The sequence below is a fragment of the Streptomyces sp. NPDC023527 genome (genome assembly GCF_055560115.1).
Window position 1 is genome coordinate 125,997 of sequence record NZ_JBVHJJ010000009.1, and the last position, 26,650, is coordinate 152,646.

The 26,650-nt window shown below is 70.1% G+C and carries 21 protein-coding genes; 12 read left to right on the top strand and 9 right to left on the bottom strand.

Features of this window, described 5'->3' with window-relative positions:
* The gene (locus ACZ303_RS19275) at positions 1-321 is read right to left on the bottom strand and encodes a hypothetical protein (protein ID WP_467340426.1); all 321 of its coding nucleotides are present in this window, start codon (positions 319-321) and stop codon (positions 1-3) included.
* Between the two features lie 21 nt (positions 322-342).
* A complete protein-coding gene (locus ACZ303_RS19280) occupies positions 343-2,676 on the bottom strand; it encodes a helix-turn-helix domain-containing protein (RefSeq protein ID WP_467340428.1) in 2,334 nt (777 codons plus the stop codon).
* A gap of 27 nt (positions 2,677-2,703) precedes the next feature.
* On the opposite strand from ACZ303_RS19280, the gene ACZ303_RS19285 reads away from it, so the two are divergent.
* The 5 genes from ACZ303_RS19285 (at position 2,704) to ACZ303_RS19305 (ending at position 6,037) form a co-directional block, all read left to right on the top strand.
* Positions 2,704-2,994 (top strand): hypothetical protein, encoded by a 291-nt coding sequence (locus ACZ303_RS19285; RefSeq protein ID WP_467340430.1) that lies wholly within the window; start codon positions 2,704-2,706, stop codon positions 2,992-2,994.
* 337 nt (positions 2,995-3,331) lie between these two features.
* Positions 3,332-3,820: a hypothetical protein gene (locus ACZ303_RS19290; protein ID WP_467340432.1), complete on the top strand. Its 489-nt coding sequence runs from the start codon at positions 3,332-3,334 to the stop codon at positions 3,818-3,820.
* Positions 3,821-4,173: 353 nt separating this feature from the next.
* Positions 4,174-4,722 carry an ArsR family transcriptional regulator gene (locus tag ACZ303_RS19295; RefSeq protein ID WP_467340434.1) on the top strand — a complete coding sequence of 183 codons (549 nt, stop codon included), beginning with the start codon at positions 4,174-4,176 and terminating at the stop codon, positions 4,720-4,722.
* Positions 4,719-5,186: a hypothetical protein gene (locus ACZ303_RS19300; RefSeq protein ID WP_467340436.1), complete on the top strand. Its 468-nt coding sequence runs from the start codon at positions 4,719-4,721 to the stop codon at positions 5,184-5,186. The genes ACZ303_RS19295 and ACZ303_RS19300 overlap by 4 nt, the downstream gene beginning before the upstream one ends.
* 386 nt (positions 5,187-5,572) lie before the next feature.
* On the top strand, positions 5,573-6,037 hold the full coding sequence (locus tag ACZ303_RS19305; protein ID WP_467340437.1) for a hypothetical protein: 465 nt from the start codon (positions 5,573-5,575) through the stop codon (positions 6,035-6,037).
* Positions 6,038-6,331: 294 nt separating this feature from the next.
* Here the strand turns inward: ACZ303_RS19305 and ACZ303_RS19310 are convergent, their stop codons facing one another.
* Complete coding sequence (locus tag ACZ303_RS19310; protein ID WP_467340439.1) at positions 6,332-6,913, bottom strand: Uma2 family endonuclease; 582 nt, start codon at positions 6,911-6,913, stop codon at positions 6,332-6,334.
* A gap of 183 nt (positions 6,914-7,096) precedes the next feature.
* On the bottom strand, positions 7,097-7,711 hold the full coding sequence (locus ACZ303_RS19315) for an antibiotic biosynthesis monooxygenase (protein ID WP_467340441.1): 615 nt from the start codon (positions 7,709-7,711) through the stop codon (positions 7,097-7,099).
* Positions 7,712-8,044: 333 nt separating this feature from the next.
* Here ACZ303_RS19315 and ACZ303_RS19320 point away from each other — a divergent pair, with 333 nt between their 5' ends.
* The gene (locus ACZ303_RS19320; RefSeq protein WP_467340443.1) at positions 8,045-8,551 is read left to right on the top strand and encodes a DinB family protein; all 507 of its coding nucleotides are present in this window, start codon (positions 8,045-8,047) and stop codon (positions 8,549-8,551) included.
* A gap of 19 nt (positions 8,552-8,570) precedes the next feature.
* Here ACZ303_RS19320 and ACZ303_RS19325 read toward each other — a convergent pair whose 3' ends face one another.
* From ACZ303_RS19325 to ACZ303_RS19340, 4 genes are all read right to left on the bottom strand, one after another.
* Entirely contained in the window at positions 8,571-10,067 is a 1,497-nt protein-coding gene (locus ACZ303_RS19325) for a condensation domain-containing protein (RefSeq protein ID WP_467340445.1), read from the bottom strand.
* The gene (locus ACZ303_RS19330; protein ID WP_467340447.1) at positions 10,064-13,252 is read right to left on the bottom strand and encodes a non-ribosomal peptide synthetase; all 3,189 of its coding nucleotides are present in this window, start codon (positions 13,250-13,252) and stop codon (positions 10,064-10,066) included. Before ACZ303_RS19330 ends, ACZ303_RS19325 begins: the two co-directional genes overlap by 4 nt.
* A gap of 221 nt (positions 13,253-13,473) precedes the next feature.
* The gene (gene gntD, locus ACZ303_RS19335; RefSeq protein WP_467340449.1) at positions 13,474-14,559 is read right to left on the bottom strand and encodes a guanitoxin biosynthesis L-enduracididine beta-hydroxylase GntD; all 1,086 of its coding nucleotides are present in this window, start codon (positions 14,557-14,559) and stop codon (positions 13,474-13,476) included.
* A 69-nt stretch (positions 14,560-14,628) separates the two neighbouring features.
* Positions 14,629-15,048 (bottom strand): ACT domain-containing protein, encoded by a 420-nt coding sequence (locus tag ACZ303_RS19340; RefSeq protein WP_467340450.1) that lies wholly within the window; start codon positions 15,046-15,048, stop codon positions 14,629-14,631.
* A gap of 221 nt (positions 15,049-15,269) precedes the next feature.
* Between ACZ303_RS19340 and ACZ303_RS19345 the strand changes: the two genes are divergently transcribed.
* From ACZ303_RS19345 to ACZ303_RS19355, 3 genes are all read left to right on the top strand, one after another.
* Positions 15,270-16,583: an MFS transporter gene (locus tag ACZ303_RS19345; protein ID WP_467340452.1), complete on the top strand. Its 1,314-nt coding sequence runs from the start codon at positions 15,270-15,272 to the stop codon at positions 16,581-16,583.
* A gap of 14 nt (positions 16,584-16,597) precedes the next feature.
* A complete protein-coding gene (locus ACZ303_RS19350) occupies positions 16,598-18,946 on the top strand; it encodes a M20/M25/M40 family metallo-hydrolase (RefSeq protein ID WP_467340454.1) in 2,349 nt (782 codons plus the stop codon).
* A 125-nt stretch (positions 18,947-19,071) separates the two neighbouring features.
* The gene (locus tag ACZ303_RS19355) at positions 19,072-19,251 is read left to right on the top strand and encodes an MbtH family protein (RefSeq protein ID WP_467340456.1); all 180 of its coding nucleotides are present in this window, start codon (positions 19,072-19,074) and stop codon (positions 19,249-19,251) included.
* A 71-nt stretch (positions 19,252-19,322) separates the two neighbouring features.
* On the opposite strand, the gene ACZ303_RS19360 is transcribed toward ACZ303_RS19355, so the two are convergent.
* On the bottom strand, positions 19,323-20,051 hold the full coding sequence (locus ACZ303_RS19360; RefSeq protein ID WP_467340459.1) for a hypothetical protein: 729 nt from the start codon (positions 20,049-20,051) through the stop codon (positions 19,323-19,325).
* A 183-nt stretch (positions 20,052-20,234) separates the two neighbouring features.
* Here ACZ303_RS19360 and ACZ303_RS19365 point away from each other — a divergent pair, with 183 nt between their 5' ends.
* The 3 genes from ACZ303_RS19365 to ACZ303_RS19375 all read left to right on the top strand — a co-directional run bounded on the left by ACZ303_RS19365 (position 20,235) and on the right by ACZ303_RS19375 (position 26,647).
* Positions 20,235-21,029, top strand: coding sequence for a 4'-phosphopantetheinyl transferase family protein (locus ACZ303_RS19365; RefSeq protein ID WP_467340461.1), 795 nt, complete (start codon positions 20,235-20,237; stop codon positions 21,027-21,029).
* Positions 21,030-21,158: 129 nt separating this feature from the next.
* Entirely contained in the window at positions 21,159-21,953 is a 795-nt protein-coding gene (locus ACZ303_RS19370) for a thioesterase II family protein (protein WP_467340463.1), read from the top strand.
* 98 nt (positions 21,954-22,051) lie between these two features.
* Complete coding sequence (locus tag ACZ303_RS19375; RefSeq protein WP_467340465.1) at positions 22,052-26,647, top strand: non-ribosomal peptide synthetase; 4,596 nt, start codon at positions 22,052-22,054, stop codon at positions 26,645-26,647.
* Positions 26,648-26,650: the final 3 nt, after the last annotated feature.

A 26,650-nucleotide genomic window follows, 5' to 3' on the forward strand; every position in this document is an offset into this window, starting at 1 on the left:
TCACCTTTCCGGGTACAGGTCGGTACGGTCGATCCAGGTGGGGGCGACGAAGATGTCGTCGCCGACGGGGGCTTCGGAGGCCTCCAGCAGCGAGCACGTGCGGGCCTCTTCGACCAGGTGCTCCCAGGGCGCGGCCCAGTCGAGTTCCCAGTCCACCGCGGTGCCGGAGATGCCGTACGTGCAGCCGGCGTCCACCTGCCAGAACTGGGAGTAGAGGATCAGCTGGGAGTGGTCGGCCAGGTCGTTGATGATCGCCGTGTAGTGGGCAGAGGGCCAGCCGGGGCTGTTTGCTCCGGTATCGGTGCGCAGGCGGGCGGTCACCGATGGTTTGAACTGCTGCCCCTATTCCGAGATCCATGGAGATGAGGGTGAACCGTCCGGGTCCAGCCCGTACTGCCATCTTCCGTGGCCTAACAGTGAGCGGATGTGGCCAGCGTCGGCGGCGTGTCGGTAGAGGGCGTCAAGGCCCTTCTTGTCCCCGGCCTCGTCCCGCATTCGATCAAGGTCGCGCAGGATGTAGAAATCACCGACATCGGCAGCCCTCAAAGCAAGGGCTTCGGCGCCTTCTTGGTCCCCGGCCTGCTCCAGCATCCGCGCCAAGTGGGCCGGGGTGGGGCCGCCGTTAGCCTCAGCGGCCTGTCGGAAAATGGATTCGGCTCCCTCCAGGTCCCCGGCGTCGAGCCGATCCCGCCACAGATCCAACAGAGGGGAAATGTCGCCGGAGTCGGCCGCTTCCCGGGCGATGGCTTCGGCACTCTCCCGGTCTCCTGATTCCTCTCGCATCTGCGCCAGGATGGTGAAGCACAAGGTATCGCCAGCGTCAGTGGCCTCCCGTGCGATGGCTTCGGCACCTTCCCGGTCCCCTGCTTCCTCTCGCATCATCATCAGATTGGACAGGGAATTGGGATCCCCCGCGTCGGCGGCCCGCCGGTAAAGGGTTTCGGCACCCTCCAAATCTCCGACCACTTCTCGCAGCCGCGCCAGACCGCGTATCGCATCTGGGTCACCTGCGGCGGCGGCCTGCTGGTAAAAGGGCTCGGCACCCTCCCGATCCCCGGCCATCTCCAGCTTCTGGCCCAAGAACTTCAGGCCCCTGGGATCCCCAGCGTCCGCAGCTTGCCAGAACAGGGATTCGGCACCCTCCGGGTCCCCCGCGTCCTCCCGCGCCCAGGCCACTCTGATCATGGCGTCGGGGTGTCCGGCTTCGGCAGCTCGGAGGCGGAAGTGGTGGGCCCATTGCGAACGGCCCATGTTCTCGGAGGCTTCAGCGAGGTTGTTGAGGTCGCCAGGGTGAGTGAGATGGGCGTGAGCTGCGTGCCAGAAGGATGCTGGTGGGCACAGTAGATGGCGGGCCGTCCTCCCGTGCTGTTCTAGATAGTCAGCGAGGCGGAGCATAGGACCCGTTGGTGGGGTCGCAGCACTTGCCGGCGTCGGTCCGATCGGAGGACGACGCGCGGGTCGGGGGCTTGTCCGGCCGAGCGGGACCTGCTTGCCGTGGACGGGGCGGGCGAGGTCCGCGTAGGCGGCTTCTGCCCAGTCGTTGGTGAGTTGGTCCCAGTCGTCGTCAGTGAGATAGTCGGCGGCGGCGTCGGTGAGGAATGCTTGGGGAAGGTGGAGCCCTACCCCGAGACGGCGGGCATCCATCGCGGTTTCCAGCAGAGCCCGAACGGCCGGGGCGCCATGCTTGTAGCGACGCAGGAGTTCGGGGGCGCCAGCGAGGTCTTGGGCGACGCGGCCGTGAGTGCCAGCACGGGAAAGGGCATCCGCCAGCAGCTGGTCACCGTTCTGGGCGAGGATCGTGGCCGTTCGGAGCGCGTCCTGGTTGAAGGTATCGGGGACAAGTACGGTGCGGCCAGCGAGCAACTCGCGGGCTCGGCTGTGCGGGTCCGGGCTGCCAGGTCTGGGCATGGCGCCGTATCGATCCTCGTACTCGGGCCAGAGGGTTCCGAGGATGAGGACCGGTCCGCGGCTGGAGTCGGTGAGGAGGGTGTGCAGGGCGGCTGCGATGGGCTCGCCTACTTGAGGGTGACCGAGGTAGTGCTGGGCTTCGTTAAGCCACACCACCGTGAGCGGCACGACGCGTTCGAGGTCGGCGAGCGCCGCTTCTGCGCGGGTTGGGTCGTAGGGGTGCCAAAGCTGCCACCCCTCGTCAGCAAGCGGCTGGGCAGCCTCCCAGCATGCCCGTGTCTTGCCTGTGGACGACGAGCCGACCAGGACCAGCATCCGACTGTGGCCCTCCATGACTTCGCTCACCGCCTCAGCCAACACCTGGTCGTGCGCACGGCGGACGTAGCCGGACAACGCCCGCACTGAGCTGGCTGCTGCGGCGGATCCGGATGGATGAACCTCCAGGTCGTGCGGATCCCACTGTCCGATCGGCCTGCCGGGTCCCTCGCCGTGCCCGGGCACCGAACCGATCGGGTGGGCGGCAGCCCTACGTCGCAGATCCAACAATTCCGCTTCTGACACCCTGAGCACTCGGGCCAGCGCCACGACTGTTTCAGCCGACGGGACAGCCCCATCCACCCGGAACGCTTCCTGGATGGTCGTGCGACCTAGCCCTGACTGGGTAGCGAGCTGGGTCTTGGTCAGCCTTTTGCGAGCCAGTCCATCGCTGAGCTTGTCACGCAGCTTGGCCAGCGGGTTTTCCCCTCCATCGGGCTCCTCACTCGGCATCAGGCCCCCAGTCACATGTGTTTGCCGATGTTCATCATCGTCCGGTCGAACCACGGTGATCATCGCTTCGGTGAAATTCGGTCACATCAACGTCCCACCGTGTGCAGGGAGATCATCGTGACCCGTGTCGCCGTCGTCCTACTGACCGTCGCCGTGACGGTTGTGTTCGCACTCTTGGCCGCCGTTGCCACGGGCACACTGGCCCGCCTCGATGGCACCACTTACCCGGCCGCTTTGATGCGAGCGGCGGCTGCTTTCGTCGCTGTGATCACCCTCGCCACTGCTGTCGTCAGCGTGCTCACCCAGTACCTCACCTGAACAGGAGTAAACGATCACCCACGGGTGTACCACCATCTGTCAGGCCATCGAACCAGCATCCGCCTGTGAACCCTGAACCTCTCGCCTCTCTCGCTGTCCCGCTCCCTCCCGGCAGGGAAAGATTTCTTGGGATCCCGTCCTCGACTCCGTGTACGCCGGTGACGCGAAGGAGCTCGTTCGGTACAAGCAAGCCGTGGAGAACGCCGCAATCAGCGAGGCACGGGGGACTGGAGATCGTCACGGACGGCAAGGACAACGCTGCCTACCGGCAGTTCATGATGGCGATGTCGGGTACGCCGGGCTCGAGGCGATACGTGCCGTGAGACAGAGGAAGACCGTGCCCACTGAACGGAACATCCGCACCAATTTCGCCTTCTACCCGCCCCAGGGCGACGGCGGAGCTTGGCGCGCCACGGCACAGGCCCTGAAGGGGGCTCTGAGGGAGACGTTCCCCGAGCCCACCGTGGACTATCGGATCTCGGGCATCCACAGCGTCCCCGTCCTCGATTTTGAGATCGAGCTGGCCCCTGGCGTATGGATCGACGGGACGGCGTCGATGCCCGAGCCCGACTATGCCTTCATCACTCTGACCGACGTGACCGCCGGTGAAGCGGCTCTCTTTGCGCGGTGGCTCCGCGATTCCTTCGTGCCCGCACCGCACCTCGTCTGGTTCGCGAGCAGCCTCGCTGTGGCGAATGGCGAGCACGATCCGTGGCCGCTGCCGGCCCAGGGTGGCGACGAGACATCGCCGCGGAGCGGCGCAGGCACCTCGACTCTGTCGAGGCCCCGTAGGCCAGTCCGCGGACAGTCCGCAGGACACCCGTAAGTGACCGTCGGGACCCAACGCTCGCCAACGGAGAAATGCCTGGTCAGGGCGCTGTGCGGGGCTCCGCCGCAGGTCAGGATCGGGGCTCAGGCATTCCGCTTCAACGTGTAATCGTCTCGTTACTGCATGCTAGATAAGTCGTCAAGTTTGCAGGTCAGAAGGGTCGGGCTCCGGTGGGCCTGGCCCTTCTGCATTCCCGTGCTGACTTGGTGCTGACCTGTGGAGCGCCTCGCGGGAGGCGTCCGTGCCGATCTTGTGAGCAACCTGATGCGGATTGTTACTTTCATTGGGCGCTTGATATTCTGCGCCCAATGAAAGCATCGCCGAGCCTGCTCCCTATCCTCCGATCCCGCATGCAAGGCGAGCTCCTCGCGCTGGTGCTCCTGCACCCGGAACGCGAGTACAGCATCACCGAGCTCGCCACTGACGTCGGAGTGACGCCCACAGCCGTCCTGCGCGAGGTTGACCGGTTGACCGGCGGTGGCATCCTGACCGATCGGCGAGTGGGACGCAGTCGCCTCGTCAAGGCTCGTACGGATACTCCGCTGTACCGTCCGTTGAGCGATCTCATGTCTGTCTCCTTTGGTCCCATGCCCTTGCTCACCGACGCATTGACGGGACTTGAAGGTGTGCAGCGTGCCTATATCTATGGCTCTTGGGCCGCTCGGTACAACGGTGAGCCTGGGCTGCCGCCCGCTGATGTCGATGTCCTCGTTGTGGGTGATCCCGATGCCGACGCGCTCTTTGACCTTGCCGAGGAGGCGTCCCGGCGGCTGCGCCGTGAAGTCAACGTCCATCGGGTCTCCGTCGAGGCGTGGGAAGCCCGCACGGATGATCCGTTCCTCGCCAGCGTTCGCGAACGTCCGCTGGTCCAGCTGAACCTTGACCTGGAGACGCGATGACGCGCTGGAATCAAGGGCGGGCGACGGTTGACGCGCTCATCGCCAGTGGTGGGCTTGAATGTGTACCCGCTTCCCAGCAGGCCGCCGAGGCGGAACTGGTCCGGGCGCGCACGCATGCGGGATCCGCGCGGCAGTTGGCGGCGACGGACCCGGAGGGCGCATACACACTGGCCTATGACGCTGCGCGCAGAGCGTTGGCCGCGGTATTGCAGAACCAGGGGCTGCGCGCGACCAGCCGTGGTGGTCATACCGTCATCTACGAGGCAGTGCGAGCGCAGCTCGACCCGCCGCTCGGGTCCATACTGCGCCCCTTCAACCGCATGCGAGCCCGGCGCAACGAAGTCGAGTACCGGTCGTCGGAGACCCCCACGGTTACGCCGGAGGAGGTTGCGGCCGACTTGATGAAGGTGGAGGCCCTCATCGAGCTCGCGGAGAAGGCGATCCCGAACATGCCGCGTTACTGAGCTTCGATCGCCTGCCCGGTCTTCGCGGGATGTGAATGCCGACCTTGTCTTCCCGTTCTGGCTCGCAGCTGACGGGCAGGGGCTTCGGGGTGGATCGAGCTTGTCCAAGTCAAGGCTGATCTCGAAGGACGCCGGATGTCGGAGTGAGCCTCGGAAGACGCCGAGGGCGCGTAGGAGCAGTTCGGAGCGTTGTGGTCAGTGTTCGGGCGCGCCGACTCCCTCGCCCTCATCGAACTGGCTTGATTATGCGTGCGGTTGCCACTTGTGCCCTGCCGACCAGCTGCTATCGGATGGGAGTGTCATATACGGCATCGTGAGATCGAGGGGGCACAGTGGCGCAGCGGAAGCCGTGCATTGACTGTGGAAGGATCGAGGGGGTAGCGGCGGTGCCTGCGCTGCACCAGGCCAACAGTGGCGCCTACAGCGGGCGCGTGGGCGCGGTTAGAACGACCGTGCAGGGCGCAACCACGCTGGGTAAACACCTAGCTCCGCCTCGGCAGGTGCGCCTCGGCGACGTTCCCCCGCCGGTGCTTATTTTCGCCATGGGGATAGTCGCTCTGTTTCTCTTCTGGAACCTTGTCGATCATCCTGTCGGCGACCCGGTGAACCTCGCCCTCTTTGCGGCTGCTGCCCTGCTCGCCGCAGTCCGGATATCCAAGGTCATCAAGGACAAGGAGCCCGCGCGCCGCCGGTTCGAGATATGGCGAGAGTTCTTGATCTGTCAGCCTTGCAATGTCGTCTTCCTGACCGGCGATTCGTGCGCCGAGCTGAAGCTCGCGGTTGCCGGTTGGCGGGCTCAGGTGCCGGAGCTGAGGACGGCCGTTCGACGCCTCGCGGCAAAGGGGCGCTAGCAGGAGAAGAATGAACTGGGTGGCGTGGGGAGAAGGGGGATCGCTCCTGGCCTGGGAAGACATGATGGGGCATGACGGCCCGAGTCGAGGTTCCCGTGCTGATTCTGTGCTGACTTGGACGCTCCAGAACCGCGTTTCCGCAGGTGGGAGCTCTGTACTACGGATTCCGCTTCAATGTGTAGCCGCCTCGTTACCGCATGTTAGTTCGCTTCGTCAAACGTGCAGGTCAGAAGGGGTCGGACTCTGGCGAGTCCGACCCCTTCCGCATTCCCGTGCTGACTTGGTGCTGACTTTTCAGCTGCTTCGTGGTGGTGTGAGCTTGTCGAGGTCGAGGCTGATCTCGAAGGGCACCGGGCGTTGGAGGGTGCCCCGGAAGATGCCGGCGGGCGCGTAAGTGCCGGTCGGTCCGTCGAGCTCGTAGACGTGGACGACAGGTGCGCCGTCCTCGTCCTCAATGCACCAGTAGTGCGGGATGCCGGCCTCTGCGTACTTGCGAAGTTTTACTGTGCGATCGCGATGGGCGGACTCGGGGGATACGGCCTCGACGACGAGCTTCACGTCCTCCGGGGCATACCAGGTACGGTCCGGGTCATAGGGCAGGTCCGTCAGCAAGAGGTCCGGCTCGGGGCGGTTGCGGGCATCGAGGCGGATCGTCATCTCCCGCTCGACCTCGAAGCCGGCCGGTGCCTGCGCCATGAGTGTCGTGGTCAGGGCGGTGACGAGGCGGCCATGCCAGGACCGCTGTGGCGACACCATGAAGACGAGGGCTCCGTCGATGAGCTCGGTGTGGCGTGGTGCCTCGGGCAGGCGGTCCAGGTCCTCCGCGAACCAGCCTTCCGCGCGCGGCGGGCGCATCCAGTCAGGCATTGCGGTCATGAGCCAACCCTAGCGACTGCGGCTGTCGGGAGGGGGTGTCGTGCTGCTGATCCGTACTCGGCGCATGGATGTCGTGGGGATGCCGGCTGCGGGAGTTCCGCGCCTGGATCTGACGTCGGCAAAGAGCTCATCGACGTCGGCGTCGAGCGGGCGACGTCGCTCACGCGCTGAGCGAGCGCGTGGTCAGGCGTGGGGGACCGCCGTGGCGAGGACCACCTCGAATTCCTCGACGCTGCTGGTGGTCACGCGGGCCTTCGCCGTGGCCTCTCCGCGGACCGCCGCGACGGCGCCACGGGATGCCACGAGTGCGTCGCGGTCGGTGTAGAGCGCGCCGACAGCGGCTCTGCCCCGGTCGCGGTCGATGAGGAGGGAGACGCCGGCCAGTCCGGGGACCTTCTGGATCTTGGGCAGTGAGGTGTCGCGGAACGTGTCCACCAGCAGGTCGATGCCGGGCGGCTCGACGTCCATGCGGACCAGCCGGAACCCCGCGCCGGGCCCGAGGGTCTCCGCGCGCCGGGCGACCGCCGCTTCCCAGTTGTCGACCGTCATGGTCAGCGCGAAGGGCGCCATCAGCTCGGCCCGCCGCTTTCCCAGGGCCTCGTAGCTGTCCTGCCGGGAGGTCTCGTCCTCCCACCACGACCCCACCAGGAGCTTGCCGAGCTCGCGGTCGGCGAACAGCCCCATCCCGCGAAAGCCCGGCTGCGCCGACAACAGCTCGTGCCCCTCGGTCCGGAGCGCCTCGGCGACCCCGTCGAGGTTGGCCGGATCGCCCGTTGCATAGATGCTGCGAACGTACATAGCGCCCTTTCCTGCCCTCCGGTGGCTCCGTGCGGGCTCGTGTTCCCCACCCCCATGCGATGGCCGGGGCGGATGGGGGGCAACGTGGCGCGGGCATTCAGGTGAAGAGGCGGGCCGTCGTGGCTTCCCGCGGAGCCACGGGGCGACCTCGTGCAGGACAGCCGGCAGGCGGGCGTCGGCCGACCGGCCGGGGCCGGACGAACGCCTCGACCACCCGGCGCGACGCCCGGGTGCGTTGCGCTGATGGCGCTCTCCGTCCCGTCGCCCACTCGACGAAAGTCACCTTCGATGACACCTCGACACCGGTCGCGGTGATCGGGGATGCTGGGCGCGATGATCAGAATCGACGACACACCTCCCGCGTGGGACGAGCGCACCCAGCTCACCACGTTTCTCGATTACGCGCGTGACACCGCCCGCGCCAAGTGCGATGGCGTCTCCGCGGAGAACGCCCGCAAGGCGCTCCTGCCGGGCTCGCCGCTGATGACCATGAGCGGACTGATCAACCACCTCCGCTGGGTCGAGTACTACTGGTTCCAGGTGGTCTTCCTCGGCGAGGAGGACCGGGGCCCCTGGACCGAGGAGGACCCCGACCGCGAGATGCGTATCGCCGTCGACTTCCCGCTCATGCGGTTGCTCGACGAATACGCCGAACAGAGCGCCCGCTACCGCGAACTGGTCGCCGGGAACAGCCTGGACAAGCAGGCCCGGCGAGCCGTCCGCGACGGCCTCCACGTCGACCTGCGCTGGATCCTCCTCCACCTCACCGAGGAGACGGCCCGCCACAACGGCCACCTGGACATCCTGCGCGAGTTGCTCGACGGCACGACCGGCGGCTAGATCGCCGGCTCCCCGCAGGTCAGCGGGTCCGGCCGGACGAGCCGTCCGGCGCAGCCGTCGGGCAGCGGGAGGGCGGGACCCGCAGCGCCGGAGCGTTGGCCCCGCCCTGGGCGTCGAAGACCTTGAAGTCGGGGTCGGCCGCGATCCGTTCCAGCAGGTCCCGGTAGTCGGCGGCGATGTCCCGCACGCGCTCGGGAGTGAAGGCGTCGGTCCGGTAGGTCACGATGACATGGGTGCCGGCGGTGCCGTGAGTGACCCGGAGCGTGAAGTCCCGCTCCGCCCGCCGCCAGGGCGGGTCGTTGATCATTTCGGTGCGCAGGGCCGTCACGCCCTGAGGCGGGAGGTCCGGGTCGCTCTCCTCGGTGAACAGCGAGCGCAGCAGGGGGTGCGGGTCGGCTGTGGGCTCGTGTCCGAGCTCCGCCATGAGTTCGCCGACCGGCAGTTCATGGTGCTCGAAGTCGGCCGCGGTCCGGTCGCGGACCCGGCCCAGTACCTCCGTGAAGGCAGGGTCACCGGACAGGTCCGCGCGCAGCACCAAGTAGTTCATGAACGCGCCGGCCAGGCAGTCGATCTCCGGCCGGTCCCGGTAGGTGTACGGAGAAGCGACAGCGCCGTCACGAACCCCGGTGTACCAGGAGAGCAGAGTGTGGCAGGCGGCCAGCGTCACCATGAACAGGGTCGCGTTGTGGGTGCTGCCCACGTTCCGCAGTGCCTGTACCGTCTCGGCGGCCACCGGGAGTTGGTAGGTGCGCCCCCGTGAGTCGCGCTTTGGCCGGGGCGGAGCATCCGTCGGCGGCAGTGCCCCTGTCGCCCCCTCCAGCGCCGGGAGCCAGTAGTCCAGCAGCCGCCGGCGGGATCCGCTCAGTCGCTGGTTCTGCCAGACGGTCACGTCCGCGACCTGGACGGCCAGTGGAGGCAGGGGAGAGGGGAGGCCGGCGGCGAAGGCGACGTACAGCGCTGTCAGCTCCGCGATGATGATCTCCATCGTGCGGCCGTCACTGATGATGTGATGCACCACGAGCACGATGTGGTGTTCCTGTGGGCCCAGCCGCAGCAAGCGCAGACGTACCAGCGGGCCTTTCCGCAGATCGAACGGCTCGTCGAGGATCGTGGCCATCAGGGCCTCGGCCCCGTCCGGCGTCACGTCGGTGACCGGCACGGAGACGAGGGCGGCGGGTTGTACGACCTGCACGGGATCGCCGTGCTCATCGGTGCTGAAGATCGTGCGCAGCGCCTCGTGCCGCTCGGTCACGGCGGTGAAGGCCCGCTCCAGGACCGCGATGTCCAGCGGGCCGTACAGGCGGACGCCACCGAGGGTCACCCACGTGCCGCCGACCGGGGAGTCGTGGTGGAGGCGCCACATCAGTCGCTGGGTGTGTGAGAGGGGGAAAGCGGCCCCCTTCTCGGGCCGGGGAAGCCGGGGGATGCCGGTGGCCTTCCTCCGCTGGGACCGACGGGCCAGCAGAGCGGCCTCCAGCCTGGCCCGAGCGGCCAGATCCGGTTGCGTGGAGGTCATGCCGACTCCTCTTCCGTGGCTGTCCCGTCCGGGGTCGCTTCGTCATCGGCGAGCAGGGCCTCGAAGACGTACTGCCCCACAGCGGCCACGGTGGGCTCGATCGTGAACAGCACCCGCAGGGGCACCCGCACGCCGAGTTCCTCGCTCACCTCGGAGAGCATGCGTACGGCGATCAGCGAGTGGCCGCCCAGATCGAAGAAGTTGTCGTGGATACCGACCCGGTCGACGCCCAGCATGGCCGACCAGATCCGCGCGAGTTCTTCCTCGACGGGGGTGCGTGGAGCGGTGTACCGAGTGGACACGCAGGCTTCGGAGACATCGGGCAGGGCGGCGCGGTCCACCTTTCCGTTCGCTGTCAGCGGTAGCTCCGGCAGCGGGACGTAATGGCTGGGGACCATCCATTCGGGCAGCTTGCCGGCGAGGAACGCACGCAGCTCACCGGGGTCCGCCTCGCTGCCCTCGACGGGCACCGGATAGGCCACCAGCCGCATGGCGTTCAATGCGTCGGCCCGGGCCACCACGGCGCAGCCGGAGAGCCCGGGGTGCTGGGTGAGAACGGCTTCGACCTCCCCCGGCTCCACCCGGTAGCCCCGGATCTTGACCTGCTGATCGGCCCGCCCGACGAATTGCAGGGTGCCGTCCATACGGCGGCACACCAGGTCTCCGGTGCGGTAAAGGCGGGCGCCGGGGGCCGTCGCGTACGGATCGGGCACGAAGCGTTCGGCGGTCAGCCCAGGGCGCGCGTGATAGCCGCGGGCCACGGACGGGCCGCCCAGGTACAGCTCGGCGGCCACTCCCGCGGGGACGGGCTCCAGCCATTCGTCGAGCACGTACGCGCGGCAGTGCGGCAGCGGACGGCCGAGTGGCACGACGGCCTCCGCGACTCCGTCGTAGTCGACCGGCGCCACGATGGACGTACAGGCGGCCTCGGTGACTCCGTAGACCTGCAGAAGCCGGCCCGGCCACTTCTGCCATGGCAGGAGACGGCCCAGCGCCGGAGCCGCCTCGCTCCCGAAGAGCAGGGTGCGCAAGGTGGACGGAATCGTGGCGCGTTCGGCTTCCGTGATGGCGCTCAGCCGGGACGGGGTGGTTGACAGCACCGTCGCGCCCGTCTCCCGTACGAGGTCCCACAGCTCCTCGATGGCGATCGGCGGCCTGCCGTCGGGCAGAGCGACTGATCCGCCCGTCAACAGGTGGGGGAACACCTCCTCCGCGACCACGTCGAAGCCCAGCGGCGCCAGTTGCAGGGCCCGGTCCTCGCTCGTGAGCCCGAGTGTGCCCGCCAGTGCGCGGGCGAAGCCGACGACACCGGCGTGGGTGTTCATCGCACCCTTGGGACGCCCGGTCGAGCCGGATGTGTAGATGAGGTAGGCGAGGTGGTCCGCGGTGGTCCGGTCCGGCGGCGGGCCCATGTGCGAGGCCGGGCCGGTGGAGTCGAGGAGGACGGGTTCGCGGTCGCGTACGGCGGGCCGGGCGGCGTACTCGGCCGTGGTCACGACGTAGGACACACCGGAGTCGGACAGCATGTGGTCCAGGCGCTCGGCCGGATAGTCGGGGTCGAGCGGTAGGTAGTAGCCGCCGGCCTTGAGTATGCCGAGGTAGGCGGTGATCAGCTCGGGGGAGCGGGGGAGGAGGACGGCGACGGGTGTCTCGAGGTCGACGCCGCGCTCCCGCAGCCGCCAGGCGAGCCGGTTCGCCGCGCTGTCCAGCTCCGCGTAGCTGAGACTTCGGCTACCGCAGACCACGGCGGTCGCCTCCGGTGTGGCCGCCGCCTGGCGGGCGAACGCCCGGTGCAGGCAGTCGGCTCGCGTGGTGGCGACCGGCGCGGCCGGGTCGGCGGTGGAGGCCAGCAGCCGCTCGCGCTCGTCGTCCTCCAGCAGTCGCAGCCGGGAGAGCGGTGTACGCGCGTTCGTGGCGATCGCGTCGAGCAGGGTCACGAAGTGGCGGGCCATCCGCTCGACGGTGGCCGAGTCGAACAGCTCGGTGCTGTACTCGAGGGTGCCGAGGGAGGTCTCCGGGCCCGGGATGATCTCCAGGGACAGGTCGAACTTGGCCGTGCGCGTGGCCACGGGCATCGCCTCGAAAGTCAGCCCGCCGGCCGACCAGCCTTCCTGCGGCAGGTTCTGCAGCGACAGCATCACCTGGGCCAGCGGTCCTCCCAGGCCTGCGTAGCGTGGCGGCTTGAGCTCCTCCACCAGCTTTTCGTAGGGCAGTTCCTGGTGTGCGTACGCACCGAGGCACACCTCCCGGCAGCGGGCGAGGAGCTCGACGAAGGTCGGGTCCCCGGAGCTGTCCACCCGCAGGGCCAGCGTATTGACGAAGAACCCGATCAGGCCGGCCAGTTCGGAGCGGTTGCGCCCGGCGACCGGTGAGGCGACCGAGATGTCATGACTGCCGGAGTAGCGGGAGAGCAGCACGGTGAAGGCCGCGAGGAAGGTCATGAACGGCGTCACCTCGTGCTCGCGGGCGAGCCGGTCCAGCCGGGTGACGAGCGCCGTCGGGATGGTGAACGTGTGCAGCGCTCCGGCCGAGGAAGGTTCGGCGGGTCGTGGTCGGTCGGTGGGCAGTTGGAGCGGCTCGAGACCGGTCAGTCGCTCGCGCCAGTAGTCGACCAGGCGTGACAGCGTCTCGCCCCGCAGCGTCTCGCGCTGCCAGATCGCGTAGTCGACGTACTGGAGGGGGAGCGGCTCCAACCGCGCCTGCGGGCCGCCCGCGTGGGCCTCGTAGTACAGCGAGAGCTCCCGCAGGAAGATGCCGGACGACCAGCCGTCGGTCACGATGTGGTGCATGGTCAGGACGGCGATGTGCTCCTCGGGGGAGCGCCTCAGCAGCCGCATGCGTACCAGCGGCCCGGTCGCCAGGGAGAAGGGCCGCTCGACCTCGGCCAGGATGAGCTCGTCGACGTCCCGGCCCGCGATCTCGTCGACCGGCACCTCCACGTGCAGCTCCGGCAGAACGACCTGGAGGGGTTCCACTCCGTCGAAGTGGAAGACCGTGCGCAGTGATTCATGCCGCTCTATGACACTGTCGAGCGCCTGGCGCAGCGCGGAGTGGTCCAGTCGTCCTCCGATGCGCACGGCCGCGAGCACGTTGTACGTGGGCTGCCCGGGATCCGCCTGATCCAGCAGCCACATGCTCTGCTGAGTGAAGGAGGTGTCGGCCATGAAGGAGTCGTCGTCGGTCATCTCATCGTCCGTTTCCGCGGGTCCGGGCTTCGGTACGGTGCCCATCACGTGTTCCCTGCTGCGTTCGGCTCCGTCCGGCGTCCGGACGGGAGCGAGGCATGACGGCTGTGACCCGTGCGCCGGTTCACCGGCGCACGGGCCGACAGCTCCCGGGGCCCCGTCCCCGAGGTACCTCAGGTGTTCTCAGGGCCACCGGGTCTGGGGATCTCGGTCTCAGGTGCTCAGACCAGTGCTCGCCCGTGCGAGCCGTAGCGGCGGTCCTCGGAGTCCCGCAGGTTCGCCGTGACGTTGATGCGCCGCAGCCAGCGGTCCGTGCCGTCATAGCGGGCCTTGAACGGCTTGCGCCCGTGCACCGCGCGCTTGTTGTCGATGATCAGTAGCTCGCCGGGGGAGACCACGACGTCACGGAGCCGGCTGTCGATGGTGTCGATGACGATCTCCAGCGCCTTCTCGGCGGCCGGGTCGTTCAGGGACCGCTTCATGAAGGCCGGGTCGAGCCGTACGAAGGGCGCCTCCTGCTTTCCGCTGAAGATCGAGATGGGCCGCGGGCTGCTGTTCATCTCCGCGATCTGCCGGAACGCCTTGTCGGCCCACGCGTTGGCCTCGATACCGGTGGTCGTCTCGTTGAAGGCCGCGGTGTGCGACTCGTCCGGCAGGATGATGAACCGCTCTTCGAACAGGATCCGGCGTGTCGCCTCGTCCAGCTCGAGGTCGTGCACCGGCGCGAAGGTGGTGGGTACGTTGTCGGAGTTGCGCAGGCAGAACAGCATGATCCAGTCGGCGCGCATCGGGTGGAACGCGTCCTCGTTGTGCCATTCCAGGTTCACCGTCGAGCTCGAACCCAACTGCGATTCCTCGTGGCCGCGCACCGGGAAGACATCCAGCACCAGCCGACCGCGCTGCTGGGTCAGATAGGAGATCGGGTCACCCATCAGGGAACCCATCAGGAGCAGTACGGCCGCCGCCCGGTCGGTCTCGCGGCTCTTCGGCTCGTCGGTGTAGCTCGTCGGCGTCGGGCCGAGCGTGTCCTCGTCGACCGGGAGGCCGGACACCACCAGGCCGCCGTACGGTCGGCCCGTGAGCCGGAACTCCGTCAGGTGATGGCGCACCCGTGCGGGCATGTCATGGGCCCGCACCGACAGCCGGCCGAGCCGGTCGTCGAGGGGGCGCTCCGGGTCCTCGTCGAGAAGGTCGTCGGTGAGCTGACGAACCGCTGCGCTCTCGTCCCGGGTCAGCTCCAGGCACGGCACACCGTCGGCCGCTCGTATCCCGGGGCCTTCGGCTTCTTCGACATCCGCCAATCCCACGTTCAACCTCCTCTGAGAACAGCCTGAGCCAGGCTGTTTGGTCACGAGGCTGACAGCCGTCCGCGGGTATCAGGCAGTCGGGAACTCCCCTGACAGCTCTTCGTCCACCTCGTGGCCGCCGGCTCGCAGGGCGGTGAAGGCATCGGCACGGCGGGCCCGTGGCACCAGCACCAGATCACTGTGGAAGGTGGAGGTGACGAACACGGGTACGGCGGCGGAGGCGAGCGGTCCGACCACGGCCGCCAGCATGCCCGGTACATCCAGGCCGTGGGCCGTGTCGCCGTACAGGCCGGTCCACCGTTCCCGCGGCTCGGGGCAGTCGCTTCCCGCCTCGGTCTCCTGCCGGGCCTCGCGCACCACGGTGAGCCCCTCCGGCGCGCGGACCAGGGCCCACCAGGAGGAGTCCGCGGGCAGGTGCCCGGCGGGCAGGTGCTCGACGGTGAACTCGATGGGCAGGACGCGAAGGCGCTGCGAAGGGGAGGTGATCACGGGGTCACGCTAACGCCGGACTCCGCCGGACGAGGAGCGTCAAGGGCAAGTCCTGACACGACGGTCGGCTCCTCGTAGCGAGATCGTGCATGCGGTCCGGGTGCTCACCGACCGGTCCGCGATCCGGTCGGTGGCATGAGGGATTCCCCCGACTCCTGCCCGGTGCGCTTCGTTGCCACCATCGGGGTGCGCTTTTCGGCCTCAGGAAGGAGGCACCCGAGGTGGCCGAGCCGACCATTGCCGCGGCATCGCCGCGCCGCTTCGGGACCGGATTCCTGCAACTGTGGTCCGCGACCTCGATGTCCGGGCTCGGGGACGGTGTCCGGATCTTCGCGCTCTCCGTGTACGCCGCCACCGTCAGCAGCGACCCGGTCGCCGTATCGCTGGTCTCGGTGGCCGGCCAGCTGCCCTGGGTACTCGTCGGCCCGCTCTCCGGCACGTTGATCGACCATCTCGACCGCTGGCGGATGCTGTGGATCTGCGATGTGGCCAGGGCCGTGGTGCTGGCCTGCTTCGTCGCGGTGATTCTCGCGGACCGGGTCGGGACAGCCGCACTGGCGATCACCGCGTTCCTGCTGAGCTCCATCGAGACGATGGCGGACAACCTGTCCCAGGCCGTCGTGCCCGATGTGGCCGGCTCCGGATCGCTGGACTCGGCCAACAGCAGACTGCTGACCGGGCGGCTGGTCACCATGGAGTTCCTGGGTGCTCCCGTGGGCCCGGCGCTGTTCGCCGCGGCCCACGTGCTGCCCTTCGGCCTGGCCACGGTCTGCTTCGCGCTCTCCGCCCTGCTGATCTTCGGCATACGCCGCACCGGCACCCGGACGCCCGGGCGGGGCCGCCCCCTCGACCCGCGGATGCTCGCGGTCCGGACGGGTGAAGGCATCGCCTGGCTGTGGCGGCACCGCCTGCTGCGCACGGTCTGCCTGATGGCAGGGGTGCTCAACTTCGCTGTGCTCGCCGTGATGGGCATCGCCGTGCTCTATGCCCTGCACGTTCTGCACGTCAGCGAGACGGAGTACGGCCTGCTCCTCCTGGTGATCGCGGGCGGCGGGCTGCTGGGCCTGACCCTCGCGCCCCGGCTCATCGCGGTGATGGGGCGCGGCGCGGTGCTCCAGCTCTCTTTCGCTCTGTGTCCGTTCGCCTTCGCGCTCGGCGGGGCGGCCGGGCAGGCACCGGCCGCGGCGTTCGCCTTCGCCTTCGTGGGAATCAGCGTCGCGCTGGTCAACGTGGTCACCACCACGCTGCGCCAGGCGCTCATCCCGCCGGACCGGTTCGGCAGCATCAACGGCGCGTACCGGCTGGTCATCAATGGCCTGGCGCCACTGGGCGGCCTCACCGGCGGCATGGTCGCCGACCACTTCGGTCTGCGCGCCCCCTTCTTCCTCGCGGCCGCCCTGCTCGCCGTGGTCGCGCTCATCTCGCTGCCCCTGCTGTCGAAGCGCAGCACCGGGCAGCTCCCGGAGCAGTACGACGCGTCACCGCACACGGGCGCCGGGACCTCGACCACCAGCACAGGAACGGCTGACCAGTGACCCTTCGCGAGAGCGTGACCCCCGATACCCCCACTCGGCCACCGGCCGCGCCACCCGTGGTGCGGCGGCGCCTTCCCGGGTTGCTCCTGCTCGCCGTCGTCGCCTTGATCGCCGTGGCGGCGACCGTGACCGGCCCGCTGACACCCCCTGACCCGCTGCCCGGCGATGCGCCCGCGAAGGAGTTCTCGGCCACCCGCGCGCACGGCCACGTCGAGGAGATCGCCTCCGAGCCGCACCCCATCGGATCGTCCTCGCACGACCGGGTCCGCGACCGGCTGCTGCGTGAGCTCACCCGGCTGGGACTGGAGCCCAGGACCGGCGCGTCGGTCGGTGTCGACCGCACCCCCGGCCACGCCTCGGCCGCTCGGGTGCAGAACGTCCAGGCCACCATGCGCGGTACGGACCCGACCGGCCGAGTTCTGGTGGTGGCCCACTACGACTCCGCGGAGAACGGCCCCGGTGCCACCGACGACGCACACGGCGTCGCGGTCCTGCTGGAGACCATCCGGGCCCTGCGCGCGGGACCCGCGCCGCGCAACGACATCACCTTCCTGTTCACCGATGGTGAGGAGGCCGGTCTGATGGGGGCCCGCGCTTTCGCCGCCTCCGGAGGCCTGGGCGACGGGGACGGGACCGTCGTGCTCAACCTGGACGCCAGAGGGACGTCCGGACGTGCGGTGATGTTCGAGACGGGTGCGCACAACGGGGCGCTCGTACCGGCGCTCGGTGACCATGTCCCGGTCACCACCTCGCTCGCGTACGAGGTGTACCGGCTGCTGCCCAACAACACCGACTTCACGGTCTTCCGCGAGGCGGGCCTGACCGGGATGAACTTCGCCAACATCGGCACGTCGGCGAACTATCACACCGCTCAGGACGACCTCGCCCACTCCAACCGCGCCTCTCTGCAGGACATGGGCTCCACGATCCTGTCCGCCACCCGGAAGCTCGGCGCCGCCGACATCCCGGCGTTCGCGGAGAGCTCGGACGCCACCTACTTCTCACTCGGTGGCCTGCTGCTGCGCTACCCGGGCGGCCTGGTCCTGCCACTGGCCGGTCTTTCGGTGGCGGCGATCGCGGCCGCCGTGTGGTTCGCTGTGCGCCGCCGGGCTGTCAGGGGCCGCTCGCTGGCGGTCGTGGCCGCGACCGTTCCGGTGCCACTGCTCGCGGCGGTCGCCGTCGGCTGGGCGGGCTGGCAGCTCATGACGTTCTTCCGTCCGCACTACACGGGCTTCGTCTTCGGGGACCCGTACCGGCCGGGGCTCGCCGCGCTCGGCCTGGGGGTGCTCACCGCGGTGGCGGTCTGGATCTGGGCCGCGGTGCTGCGGCGCGGGCGCGGGGCCCTGGAGCTGAGCGCGGCGGTCACCTGCTGGCTGGCCGTGCTGGCCGTGCTCACCGCCGCCCTGGTGCCCGGCGCCTCCTACCTCTTCGTATGGCCCGCGCTGGCCGGCTCGGCGGGCCTGGCGCTCGCGGCCCGGCTGCCGCGGGACTCGGCTTGGCGGGACGCCTTGTCGGCGCTGGCGGCGGTGCCCGGGGCCGCGTTGCTGGTCCCCATCGCGGCGCTGTTCTTCGACGCGCTGGGACTGGCCATGGCCATGGTGCCGCTCATCGTGGTGGCCCTCTTCGCGGCCCCGCTCGTGGTGCCGTTCGCCGGCCGCCTCCGCGGTCGATCCCTCGTCGTATGGACGTCCGTGGCGGCACTGGTCGGGGCCGCCGGCTGCGTGGTCGGGGTGGCGCGGGACGGCGTGGACAGTCGACACCCCGCTCATGTCAGCCTCTTGTACGTGGTCGACGGCGACCGGCACAAGGCTCGCTGGGTGAGCTCCGGGTTCGGCGACCACCCCTGGCTCGAACAGTACGTCGGCGCCGGTACGACGCCGGTGGCCACGCAATTCCCCTACTTGAAGACACCGGACGACTGGCGTACGGGCCCCGCGCCGCTGGTCGACGCTCCGACGCCGGAACTGCGGGTGCTGTCCACGCGGCGCGGCGCCGGATCGAGGGAGGTCGTGGTGCGGATCAACGCCGTCGGCGCGACGGCCGGCGAGCTGATGCTGTACGCCGACACGACGGGCAGCTCCTCCGTGCGGGGCCTGGCGGTCGGTGGGGACAAGCTCGCCGGAGGCCACAACCGGCCGGGGGCCAAGGGCCGTTGGGGCTGGGGCTTCACCTATGCCGCGCCACCGGCCGAGGGTGTCGAACTGAAACTGACGGTCGAAGGCGATGGGCCGCTGAACCTGCGCCTGCTGGCGAAGTCCCCCGGGTTCCCCGGTGGAGCGCTGAAGGAGGAGCCCCCCGCGACCGTCACCTGGGCCTCCTGGGACGCCGGATTCACTCTGGTCTCGAAGCAGTTCACCATCTGACGGCCGTACGCCACGTGCCGCTGCCGCTCCGGCGGCCGGCGTCGGGGCGGCGGTCGGCACACCGCGGCAGCATGTCCGCGCATACACCGGCGCCTTTCGAAGGCGCACCGATCGGGAGGTTCGTCATGGCAGTGACGCGGGAGTACCACGTCGTCGTCAACACCGAGGAGCAGTACTCGATCTGGCGGGCGGGGCGCGAGATCCCGGCCGGCTGGCGCGGGGAGGGCTTCAGCGGTTCCAAGGAGGACTGCCTGGCCCACATCGATGCCATATGGACGGACATGCGCCCGGCCGGCGCCCGCTGACCGATCGCCGGGGGTCTGTCTCCCGCCCCGGCAGGGCGGGAGACAGACCCCCGGCGTTTCCGCGGTCCTCGTCAGACGCTCGCGTCGATGGCGATCCACAGCGCCGAGGCGTGGGCGAGCAGCCTGCCGTCGGCCACGTCGTAGAGCGCGGTGAGATTGGTGGTCGTGCGCTCCTCCGTGTGCTCCAGCCTGCCGACCAGCACGTACTCCCGGCCTGCCGACGGAAGTTCGGCGATGTGGGCGGACATCCGGCCCAGCAGCCGGGGACGCCGAACCGGATCGGTCGTCCAGCCGCCGGGGCAGTCCAGGGCGCTCCATACGATCTCGGGGAGTACCACGCCCTGGTCATCGGCGAGCCCGGGATCGGGAGTCCACAGGCAGGCGACCGTGTCCGGCTTGCCCTCGACCGCACCCGGCCGCAGGGCCAGACCGCCCTCGGCCCGCTCCGGGCCGCAGACGAAGCACGTGGGGAAGGGGTGTCCGACGCCGGTGAAGGAGTCCTGCGCCGCTTTCGCCTCCGCTGCCGAGACCGGCTCCAGTACAGGAGGGGGCCCGCTGCCCGCCGTGACCGAGGCGACCACGTCCTCACCGTGCCAGGCGTGCCCGCGTTTCCCGGCCGGCCGGTAGGTGAGCGGGGTGTCCAGGGGGACCGGAAGGTGCAGGGACACGGCGACGGGGGCGGCCAGCCGGCCTCCGGCCGTGGCCAGCTCGGCCAGCCTGCCGCACGCGTAGCCGCCGTTGGCGCTGGTGGGGGGCCCGTTGAAGGCGCCGGCGATGGAGAAGGTGGATATCGCGGTCAAGGAGGCTCCTCGGCGGGGCGAAGGATCGTGTCAGCGACCCAGAACGTACCGATGACCGGTCGGTTCGTCGGCCGCCCGGATGTCAGGAGTGTTCCCGACTGTCAGTGGAGCCCGCGGGATTGCCAGTCTCTTCCAAGAACTCAGGGTGTGACTTCGCAGCGCCCTCCGACGACAGGGGTGGTCATGAGCCGGATTCCCCCCGTGGCGGGGAGCGGGACCGATCCGCACGCCGACGCCCCGCGGCGGACCCCGGACCTCGTCGCCTTCCACTGCCCGGCCGACGGTGAGGTGTCCGGCCCCCGGGACCTGCCCGCCGACACCGTCCACGTGTGGTGCCTGGACCTCGACGAGCTGGTGCTGCCGGACGGCGGCGACTGCCTGGACGCGCGGGAGCGGCAGCGCACCGCCCGGCTGCAGCACGCGGCCGACCGGCGGCGCCGCCGGGCCGCGCACTGCGCGCTGCGGCACATCCTCGCCGGCTGTACGGGGCGGGAACCGGCCGCGCTGCGGGCCGAGCGGCACTGTCCGCGCTGCGGGCCGTCGCCGCACGGCAAGCCGGTATGGAGTGCCGGAGCGGGCCGGGCCGAGTTCGACGTCAACTTGAGCCACAGCGAACACATCGCCATGGTGGCCGTGGCAAGGGCGCCGCTGTCGGTGGGCATCGATGTGGAACGCGTCCGCGCCGGGATCCGATGGGCCACCGTGCTGTCCGACCCCGGCCCCGACGCCGGGCGCGGGCTGTCCGACCAGGACGGCACCCGGATCTGGACCCGCCTCGAAGCGGTGGGCAAGGCGGCCGGTACCGGAATGGTGGACCCGCCGCGCCTGGGTGAGGCACGGCCCGACGGCTGGACCGCGGCGTCGGTCCCCGGACTGGGCGGCCGCTGGTCCGTACGGGACCTCGCAGCGCCGCAGGGCTTCGTCGCCGCCCTGGCGGTCGACGCACTGCCCGCGTCCCGCACGGTGACGGTGTGCTGAGGACGGGTGCGCCACCGGCCCACGACCACCTGTCAGGAACTCCCCTGAATGCAACTCCCGGCCGCTGTCGCGAAGCTGGAATCCGGTAGCCGGCACGACCGGACCCGCTGTGATGTGAAGGGGACTCCGATGACATGGCTGCGTGACTGGTCGCACAGTGAGCACGTCGCACTGCGGGTGCTCTGCCTCCCGGGCGCCGGCACCGCGGCCCACACGTTCCGGCGCTGGTCCCGGCTGTTGCCGGCCGACATCGGGGTGGTCGCCGTGGAACTGCCCGGCCGGGGGAGCCGTATGGGTGAGCCCGCGGTGCACTCGATGGAGGAGATCCTGCGGCCGCTGAGCGAGGAGGTGGCCGCGCTGGCCGACCGGCCGCTGGTCGTCTTCGGTCACAGCATGGGGGCCACGGTCGGTGCCGAGCTGTGCCGCACCCTCCGCCGCGAGCGGGACTTCACCCCGGACCTCCTGATCGCCGCGGCCTGTGAGGCTCCGCGTCCGGCCCCCCGCAAGGACTACGCCCGGTGGCTCACCGAGGAGGGGATCCTCGACTTCCTGCGGGACATGGGCGGCACCCCGCCCGAACTGCTCGCCGATGACGACTACATGCGGATGCTGCTCCCCGCACTGCGCGCGGACCTGACGGTCCTGGCGACCCGGCCGCCCGCCGAGGACAGGCCGCTGGGCTGCCCGGTGCGGGTCTACCTGGGGGCCTCGGACCCGGGCGTACACCCCGACCGGGCCGCGCGCTGGCGCGCGGAGAGCAACGGCGATTTCGCCACCCACACCTTCGCCTCCGGGCACTTCTTCATCCAGGACAAGGTGACCGAGGTGCTGGCTCGGCTGCGCGCCGATGTGGCCGCCACCCTCGGTGCCGTCGCGACTCCCGCGCTGGGTCACCGCCCCGAGTACCGCGCACGACCGCTGTGAGGAACGCGGGCACGTCCCCTCCCGCGAGCGCGCCCAAGGCCGTCACGGCCATCGAACCAGCCATCTCCACCGTCCCGTCACCGAACAGTGAGGCGCCCATGCGACCGGCAACGCTGACAGCCGAACAGAGGGAACTGCTCAATCGTCTGGTGGACCTCCAGGCCCCGGCTGCCGCGAACAGCCGCATCACCCCGTACGGCGGCGACCGCGATGCCATGCCGCTGTCCCCCGCCCAGCAGCGCATCTGGTTCTTCGACCAGCTGCAGCCCGAGGCGACCCTCTACAACGTCTCGGGAGCCGCCCGGCTGCGCGGCCGGCTCGACGTGGATCTGCTGCACCGCTGTCTCGGTGAGATCGTCGACCGGCACGAGGTGCTGCGCACCACCTACGGGCAGGTCGACGGCGTGCCCGTACAGACCGTCCGCCCCTTCGCCGGCATCGAGTTCCCCCTGGTCGACCTGACGGACCTGCCCGCCGAAGCACGGGAGTCGGAGGCGCGGCGTCGCTGTCAGGCCGAGACCGACCGGCCCTTCGACCTCGAACGCGACCTGATGCTGCGGCCGGTCCTGCTGCGGCTGGCCCCGGATGAGCACCTGCTGCTGATCTGCCAGCACCACATCGCCACCGACGGCTGGTCGCTCAACGTCCTGATCGGCGAGCTGGGGGAGCGGTACAGCGCACATCTGCGCGGTGTCGCCCCGCAGCTTCCCGAACTCCCGCTCCAGTACGGCGACTTCGCCGCCTGGCAGCGTGACCGGATGGACGAGCCGGCAGTGCGGCGCCAGCTCGACTACTGGCGCGGGCGACTCGCCGAGACCCGCCTCGTGGACATCGCCACCGGCCTGCCCCGGCCGGCCGAACTGTCCTGGAAGGGCGGCACGCTCCAGTACCGGATCGCCCCGGAGATCGTCCGCCGGATCACCGACCTGGCCGAGGCCGAGCGCGCCACTCCGTACATGGCGCTGATCGCGGCCCAGTCGGTGGTGCTCTCGCGCTGGAGCGGCCAGGACGACATCGTCATCGGCTGTGCCGTGGCCGGGCGCAGGCACGCCGAGCTGGAACACCTCGTGGGCTGCTTCGTCAACGAGCTGGCCATGCGCATGGACACCTCCGGGGCACCGACCTACCGCGACCTGGTCCGGCAGGCCCGGGACGTGTGCCTGGGCGCCTACGACCACCAGGACGTACCCTTCGAGCGGATCGTCGAGGTCGTCGTCCCCGAGCGTGACACGCTCGCCAGGGTCCCCATCGTCCGCCATCAGCTCGGCTTCCACAATGAGCCGCGGTCGACCATCGAGCTGCCCGACCTCACGTTCTCGGTCGAACCGTTGAGCACCAATACCGCGCGCTTCGACCTCGAGGTGGACCTCTCGCCCGACAGTGACGGCGGCATCAGCGGCACCGTGTACTTCTCCACCGACGTCTTCACCGAAGACATCGTGCTACGCATGCTGGACTCCCTGCGCACGGTCCTCGACGGGGCGGGCCGGGAGCCGGACGCGCCCGTCACCGGCCTGCCGGTGCTCGGTGAACGCGAGCTGGCACTGTTGAGGGACGACAGCGCCGTGTGCCCGGCGCGGACGGATCCCCCCGTCACGGTTCCGGCGCTCATCGAAGAACAGGCCCGGCTGCGCCCGGCCGCGCCCGCTGTCCGCCACCGGAACGGCGGTCTGACCTTCCGAGAACTGGACGAACGCGCCAATCGGCTCTCCTGGTGGCTGAGGGACCTGGGCGTGACCCCGGGCCAGCCCGTCGCGGTCTGTATGCCGCCCTCGGCCCACCTGGTCGTCTCACTGCTCGCCGTGCTCAAGGCCGGCGGCCTGGCCGTGCCCCTCAACCCCCGCTATCCGATCGCCGACATCAACGAAGTCCTGCTGGACTGCTCCGCCGGACTGGTCCTTCTCGACAGCGAGGTGCCGGACGGGCTGGACTTCATGGTCAGCCCGGTCGATGTCACGGGGGATCTGGCGCGGTGGCCCGCCGACGGCCCGGCAGCCGCCCCGACACCGGAGCAGGGCGCCTTCGTCAACTACCTCCACACGCCGGACGCCACCCCGCGCGGCCTGGTCAACACCCATGCCGGCGTCGCCCACCGGCTCCGCTGGGCCGCCGCCACCTATCTGGACGCGGCGGGTGCGGACGGCGGAGAGCACACCGTGCTGTCCACCGGGGCCGGGTTCGACCTCTCGCCATGGGAGTTCCTGTGGGCCCCGGCGGCCGGAGCGCGCGTGGCGATCGCCGACGGTGACGAACCCGCCGCGCCGGCCGGGACCCTGTCCTTCGAAGCGGTCACCGTCCTGCGGTGCACCCCCTCGGAACTCGCGGCGCTGCTCGACGCCGACGAGGTTCCCGCCACCGTGCGCCAGGTCGTCCTGCACGGCGAGCGTCCTTGGCCCGCCCTCACCGCCCGGTTGCGCGAGGCCGCCCCCGGTTGCCGTGTCCACCTCCAGTACGGCCCCGCCCACGCGGCGCTGGACATCATCGCCCAGCCGGTCGGTACCGAGTGCCGCTCCGAGGCCCTCACCTCGGCGGCCGGCCCGCCCGAGCCCGGCGCCACGCTGCGCATCCTGGACGAGGCGGGCCAGCCGGTACCGATCGGCGTGCCGGGCGAACTCTGGCTCGGGGACGTCCCCTTGCCCGAGGGGTACCTCGGCAGGCCGCACGAGAACCGCTCGCTGCTGGCCGACGACCCGCTGCGCGAAGACGCCGCCCGCCTGCTGCGCACCCACCAGCGCGTCCGCCGCCTTCCCGACGGCACCCTGGACCCGCTCGGCGAGGACATCCGCGTACGGACCCACCGCGTCGAGCCGAGCGAGGTCGAGGCGGCGCTGCACGGCGTGTCCGGTATCGAGCGGGCCATGCTCGGCGCACGCCCGGGCGACGGGGACCCCAGCCTGATCGCCCATGTGTCCCTGGGCCCGGAAGGCGACCCCGACAGCGGCACCACGGACCGCGCGAGGTTCGCGGAGATCTACTCCACGCGCGCCGCCGAGGACGATCCGACGCTCAACGCGGGCGGCTGGAACAGCCCGCAGACCGGCGAGTACCTCACCGCCGCCGAAATGCGCGAATGGGCGGACACCACCTTCCGGCAGGTCCTCGCGCTCGAGCCGGCCCACGTTCTCGAGATCGGCTGCAAGACCGGTGGACTGCTGTTCCGGCTGGCGCCACGCTGTGCCTCGTACACGGGTACGGACCTCTCGGCCCACGCGCTGCGCCACATCCGCGACCATCGCGACTGGCTGGCGAGCAAGGTCGACGACGTCGAGCTCCTGGAGCGGGCCGCCGACGACTACGACGGACTGGCCGAGGGCGGCTTCGACACCGTCGTGCTCAACTCGGTGATCCAGTACTTCCCCAACGCGCGGTATCTGGAGCGGGTCCTGGACGGAGCCTTGCGGATGCTGCGCCCCGGCGGCCACATCTACCTCGGCTCCGTACGCAGCCTCCCGCTGCTGGGCGCCCTGCATCTGCCCGGACAGCTGGACCTCCTCCAGGCCACGGATCCCGCCGGTCGGCTGAGCCGGGCGGTGGCCGCCCGAGTCGGCCAGGAAGAGGAACTGGCGCTGGAGCCCCGGTACTTCACGGAACTGGCCGAGCGGCTGCCCGGCATCGGTGAGGTGTATCTGCTCCCCAGGCTCGGACGCCACCGCAACGAACTGGGGGCGTACCGCTACGACGTGGTACTGCGGGCCGGCGAGCCGGCGCGCCCCGGCATCGCGGACCTCACCCTCGACTGGCGGACGGAGGGTCTGACCACTGACGGCGTGAGCGAGCTCCTGCGCGAGCGGGCCCCCCGGCGGATGCGGCTCGCCGCCGTGCCGGACAGCCGTGTTCACACGCGGCTGCGCGCCTGCTCGGACCTGATGGCGGGACGCACCACCACCGTCTCCGAGACCGCGGCGGCGCTCACGCCGCGCCGCGCGGAGCCCGGCGGGCCGGTGGATCCTCACCTGTTCGCGGCACTGGCCGAGAAGGCCGGCTACACCGCCCTGGTGCAGTGCGCCGCCAACGCGGCCGACGGCACCGTCGATGTGCTGCTCACCCGCGCGCAGGCCACCGGCACCGGGCAGGCGAGCACCGCCGACCTCCTGCCGGAGGGTTTCGGCAGCCCCGTGGCGGGTGGCACCGCGACGGCCCCGCACGGCGCTTTGCACAATGACCCGCTGACTCTCACCCGAGAACGCGCCGCGGTGACCAGGATGCGCCAGCACCTGCTGCAGCGGCTGCCCGCCCACGCGGTACCCGAGCACCTCATGGTGGTCCCCGGCTTCCCCACCGGCCGCTCGGGCGTCGCCGACCCCGCGGCCCTCCCGGGCCCCGACCTCGCGGCCGCCGCGGCCGAGGCGCACCGGGAGCCGGCCACCGAGACCGAGAGCCAGCTCACTGTCATCTGGTCGGCGGCCCTCGGTGTGGACCGGGTCGGCGTCCACGACGACTTCTTCGCACTCGGCGGGCACTCGCTGCTCGGCTCCGAGGTCATGGACACCGTGCGCCAGGAGTACAAGGTCGACGTACCGCTCGGCCTGCTCTTCGAGTCGCCGACCATCGCGGCCGTCGCCGCGTACGTGGACGAGCAACTGGCCAAGCCCAGCGAGGCCGTGGCCCCCATTCAGCGCGCCGACCGGTCCGCTCTGCGCCGTCGCCGTGGCGCGGCCCCGGCCGCGTCCGCCCCCTCCAAGGAGAACTCGTGACAT

Bases quoted from the DNA above. Each gene is read 5' to 3' on its own strand.
- ACZ303_RS19280 (WP_467340428.1), bottom strand. From the start codon at position 2,676: ATGCCGAGTGAGGAGCCCGATGGAGGGGAAAACCCGCTGGCCAAGCTG.
- ACZ303_RS19285 (WP_467340430.1), top strand. From the start codon at position 2,704: ATGTTCATCATCGTCCGGTCGAACCACGGTGATCATCGCTTCGGTGAA.
- ACZ303_RS19295 (WP_467340434.1), top strand. From the start codon at position 4,174: ATGCAAGGCGAGCTCCTCGCGCTGGTGCTCCTGCACCCGGAACGCGAG.
- ACZ303_RS19300 (WP_467340436.1), top strand. From the start codon at position 4,719: ATGACGCGCTGGAATCAAGGGCGGGCGACGGTTGACGCGCTCATCGCC.
- ACZ303_RS19310 (WP_467340439.1), bottom strand. From the start codon at position 6,913: ATGACCGCAATGCCTGACTGGATGCGCCCGCCGCGCGCGGAAGGCTGG.
- ACZ303_RS19315 (WP_467340441.1), bottom strand. From the start codon at position 7,711: ATGTACGTTCGCAGCATCTATGCAACGGGCGATCCGGCCAACCTCGAC.
- ACZ303_RS19320 (WP_467340443.1), top strand. From the start codon at position 8,045: ATGATCAGAATCGACGACACACCTCCCGCGTGGGACGAGCGCACCCAG.
- ACZ303_RS19325 (WP_467340445.1), bottom strand. From the start codon at position 10,067: ATGACCTCCACGCAACCGGATCTGGCCGCTCGGGCCAGGCTGGAGGCC.
- ACZ303_RS19330 (WP_467340447.1), bottom strand. From the start codon at position 13,252: ATGACCGACGACGACTCCTTCATGGCCGACACCTCCTTCACTCAGCAG.
- ACZ303_RS19355 (WP_467340456.1), top strand. From the start codon at position 19,072: ATGGCAGTGACGCGGGAGTACCACGTCGTCGTCAACACCGAGGAGCAG.
- ACZ303_RS19365 (WP_467340461.1), top strand. From the start codon at position 20,235: ATGAGCCGGATTCCCCCCGTGGCGGGGAGCGGGACCGATCCGCACGCC.
- ACZ303_RS19370 (WP_467340463.1), top strand. From the start codon at position 21,159: ATGACATGGCTGCGTGACTGGTCGCACAGTGAGCACGTCGCACTGCGG.
- ACZ303_RS19375 (WP_467340465.1), top strand. From the start codon at position 22,052: ATGCGACCGGCAACGCTGACAGCCGAACAGAGGGAACTGCTCAATCGT.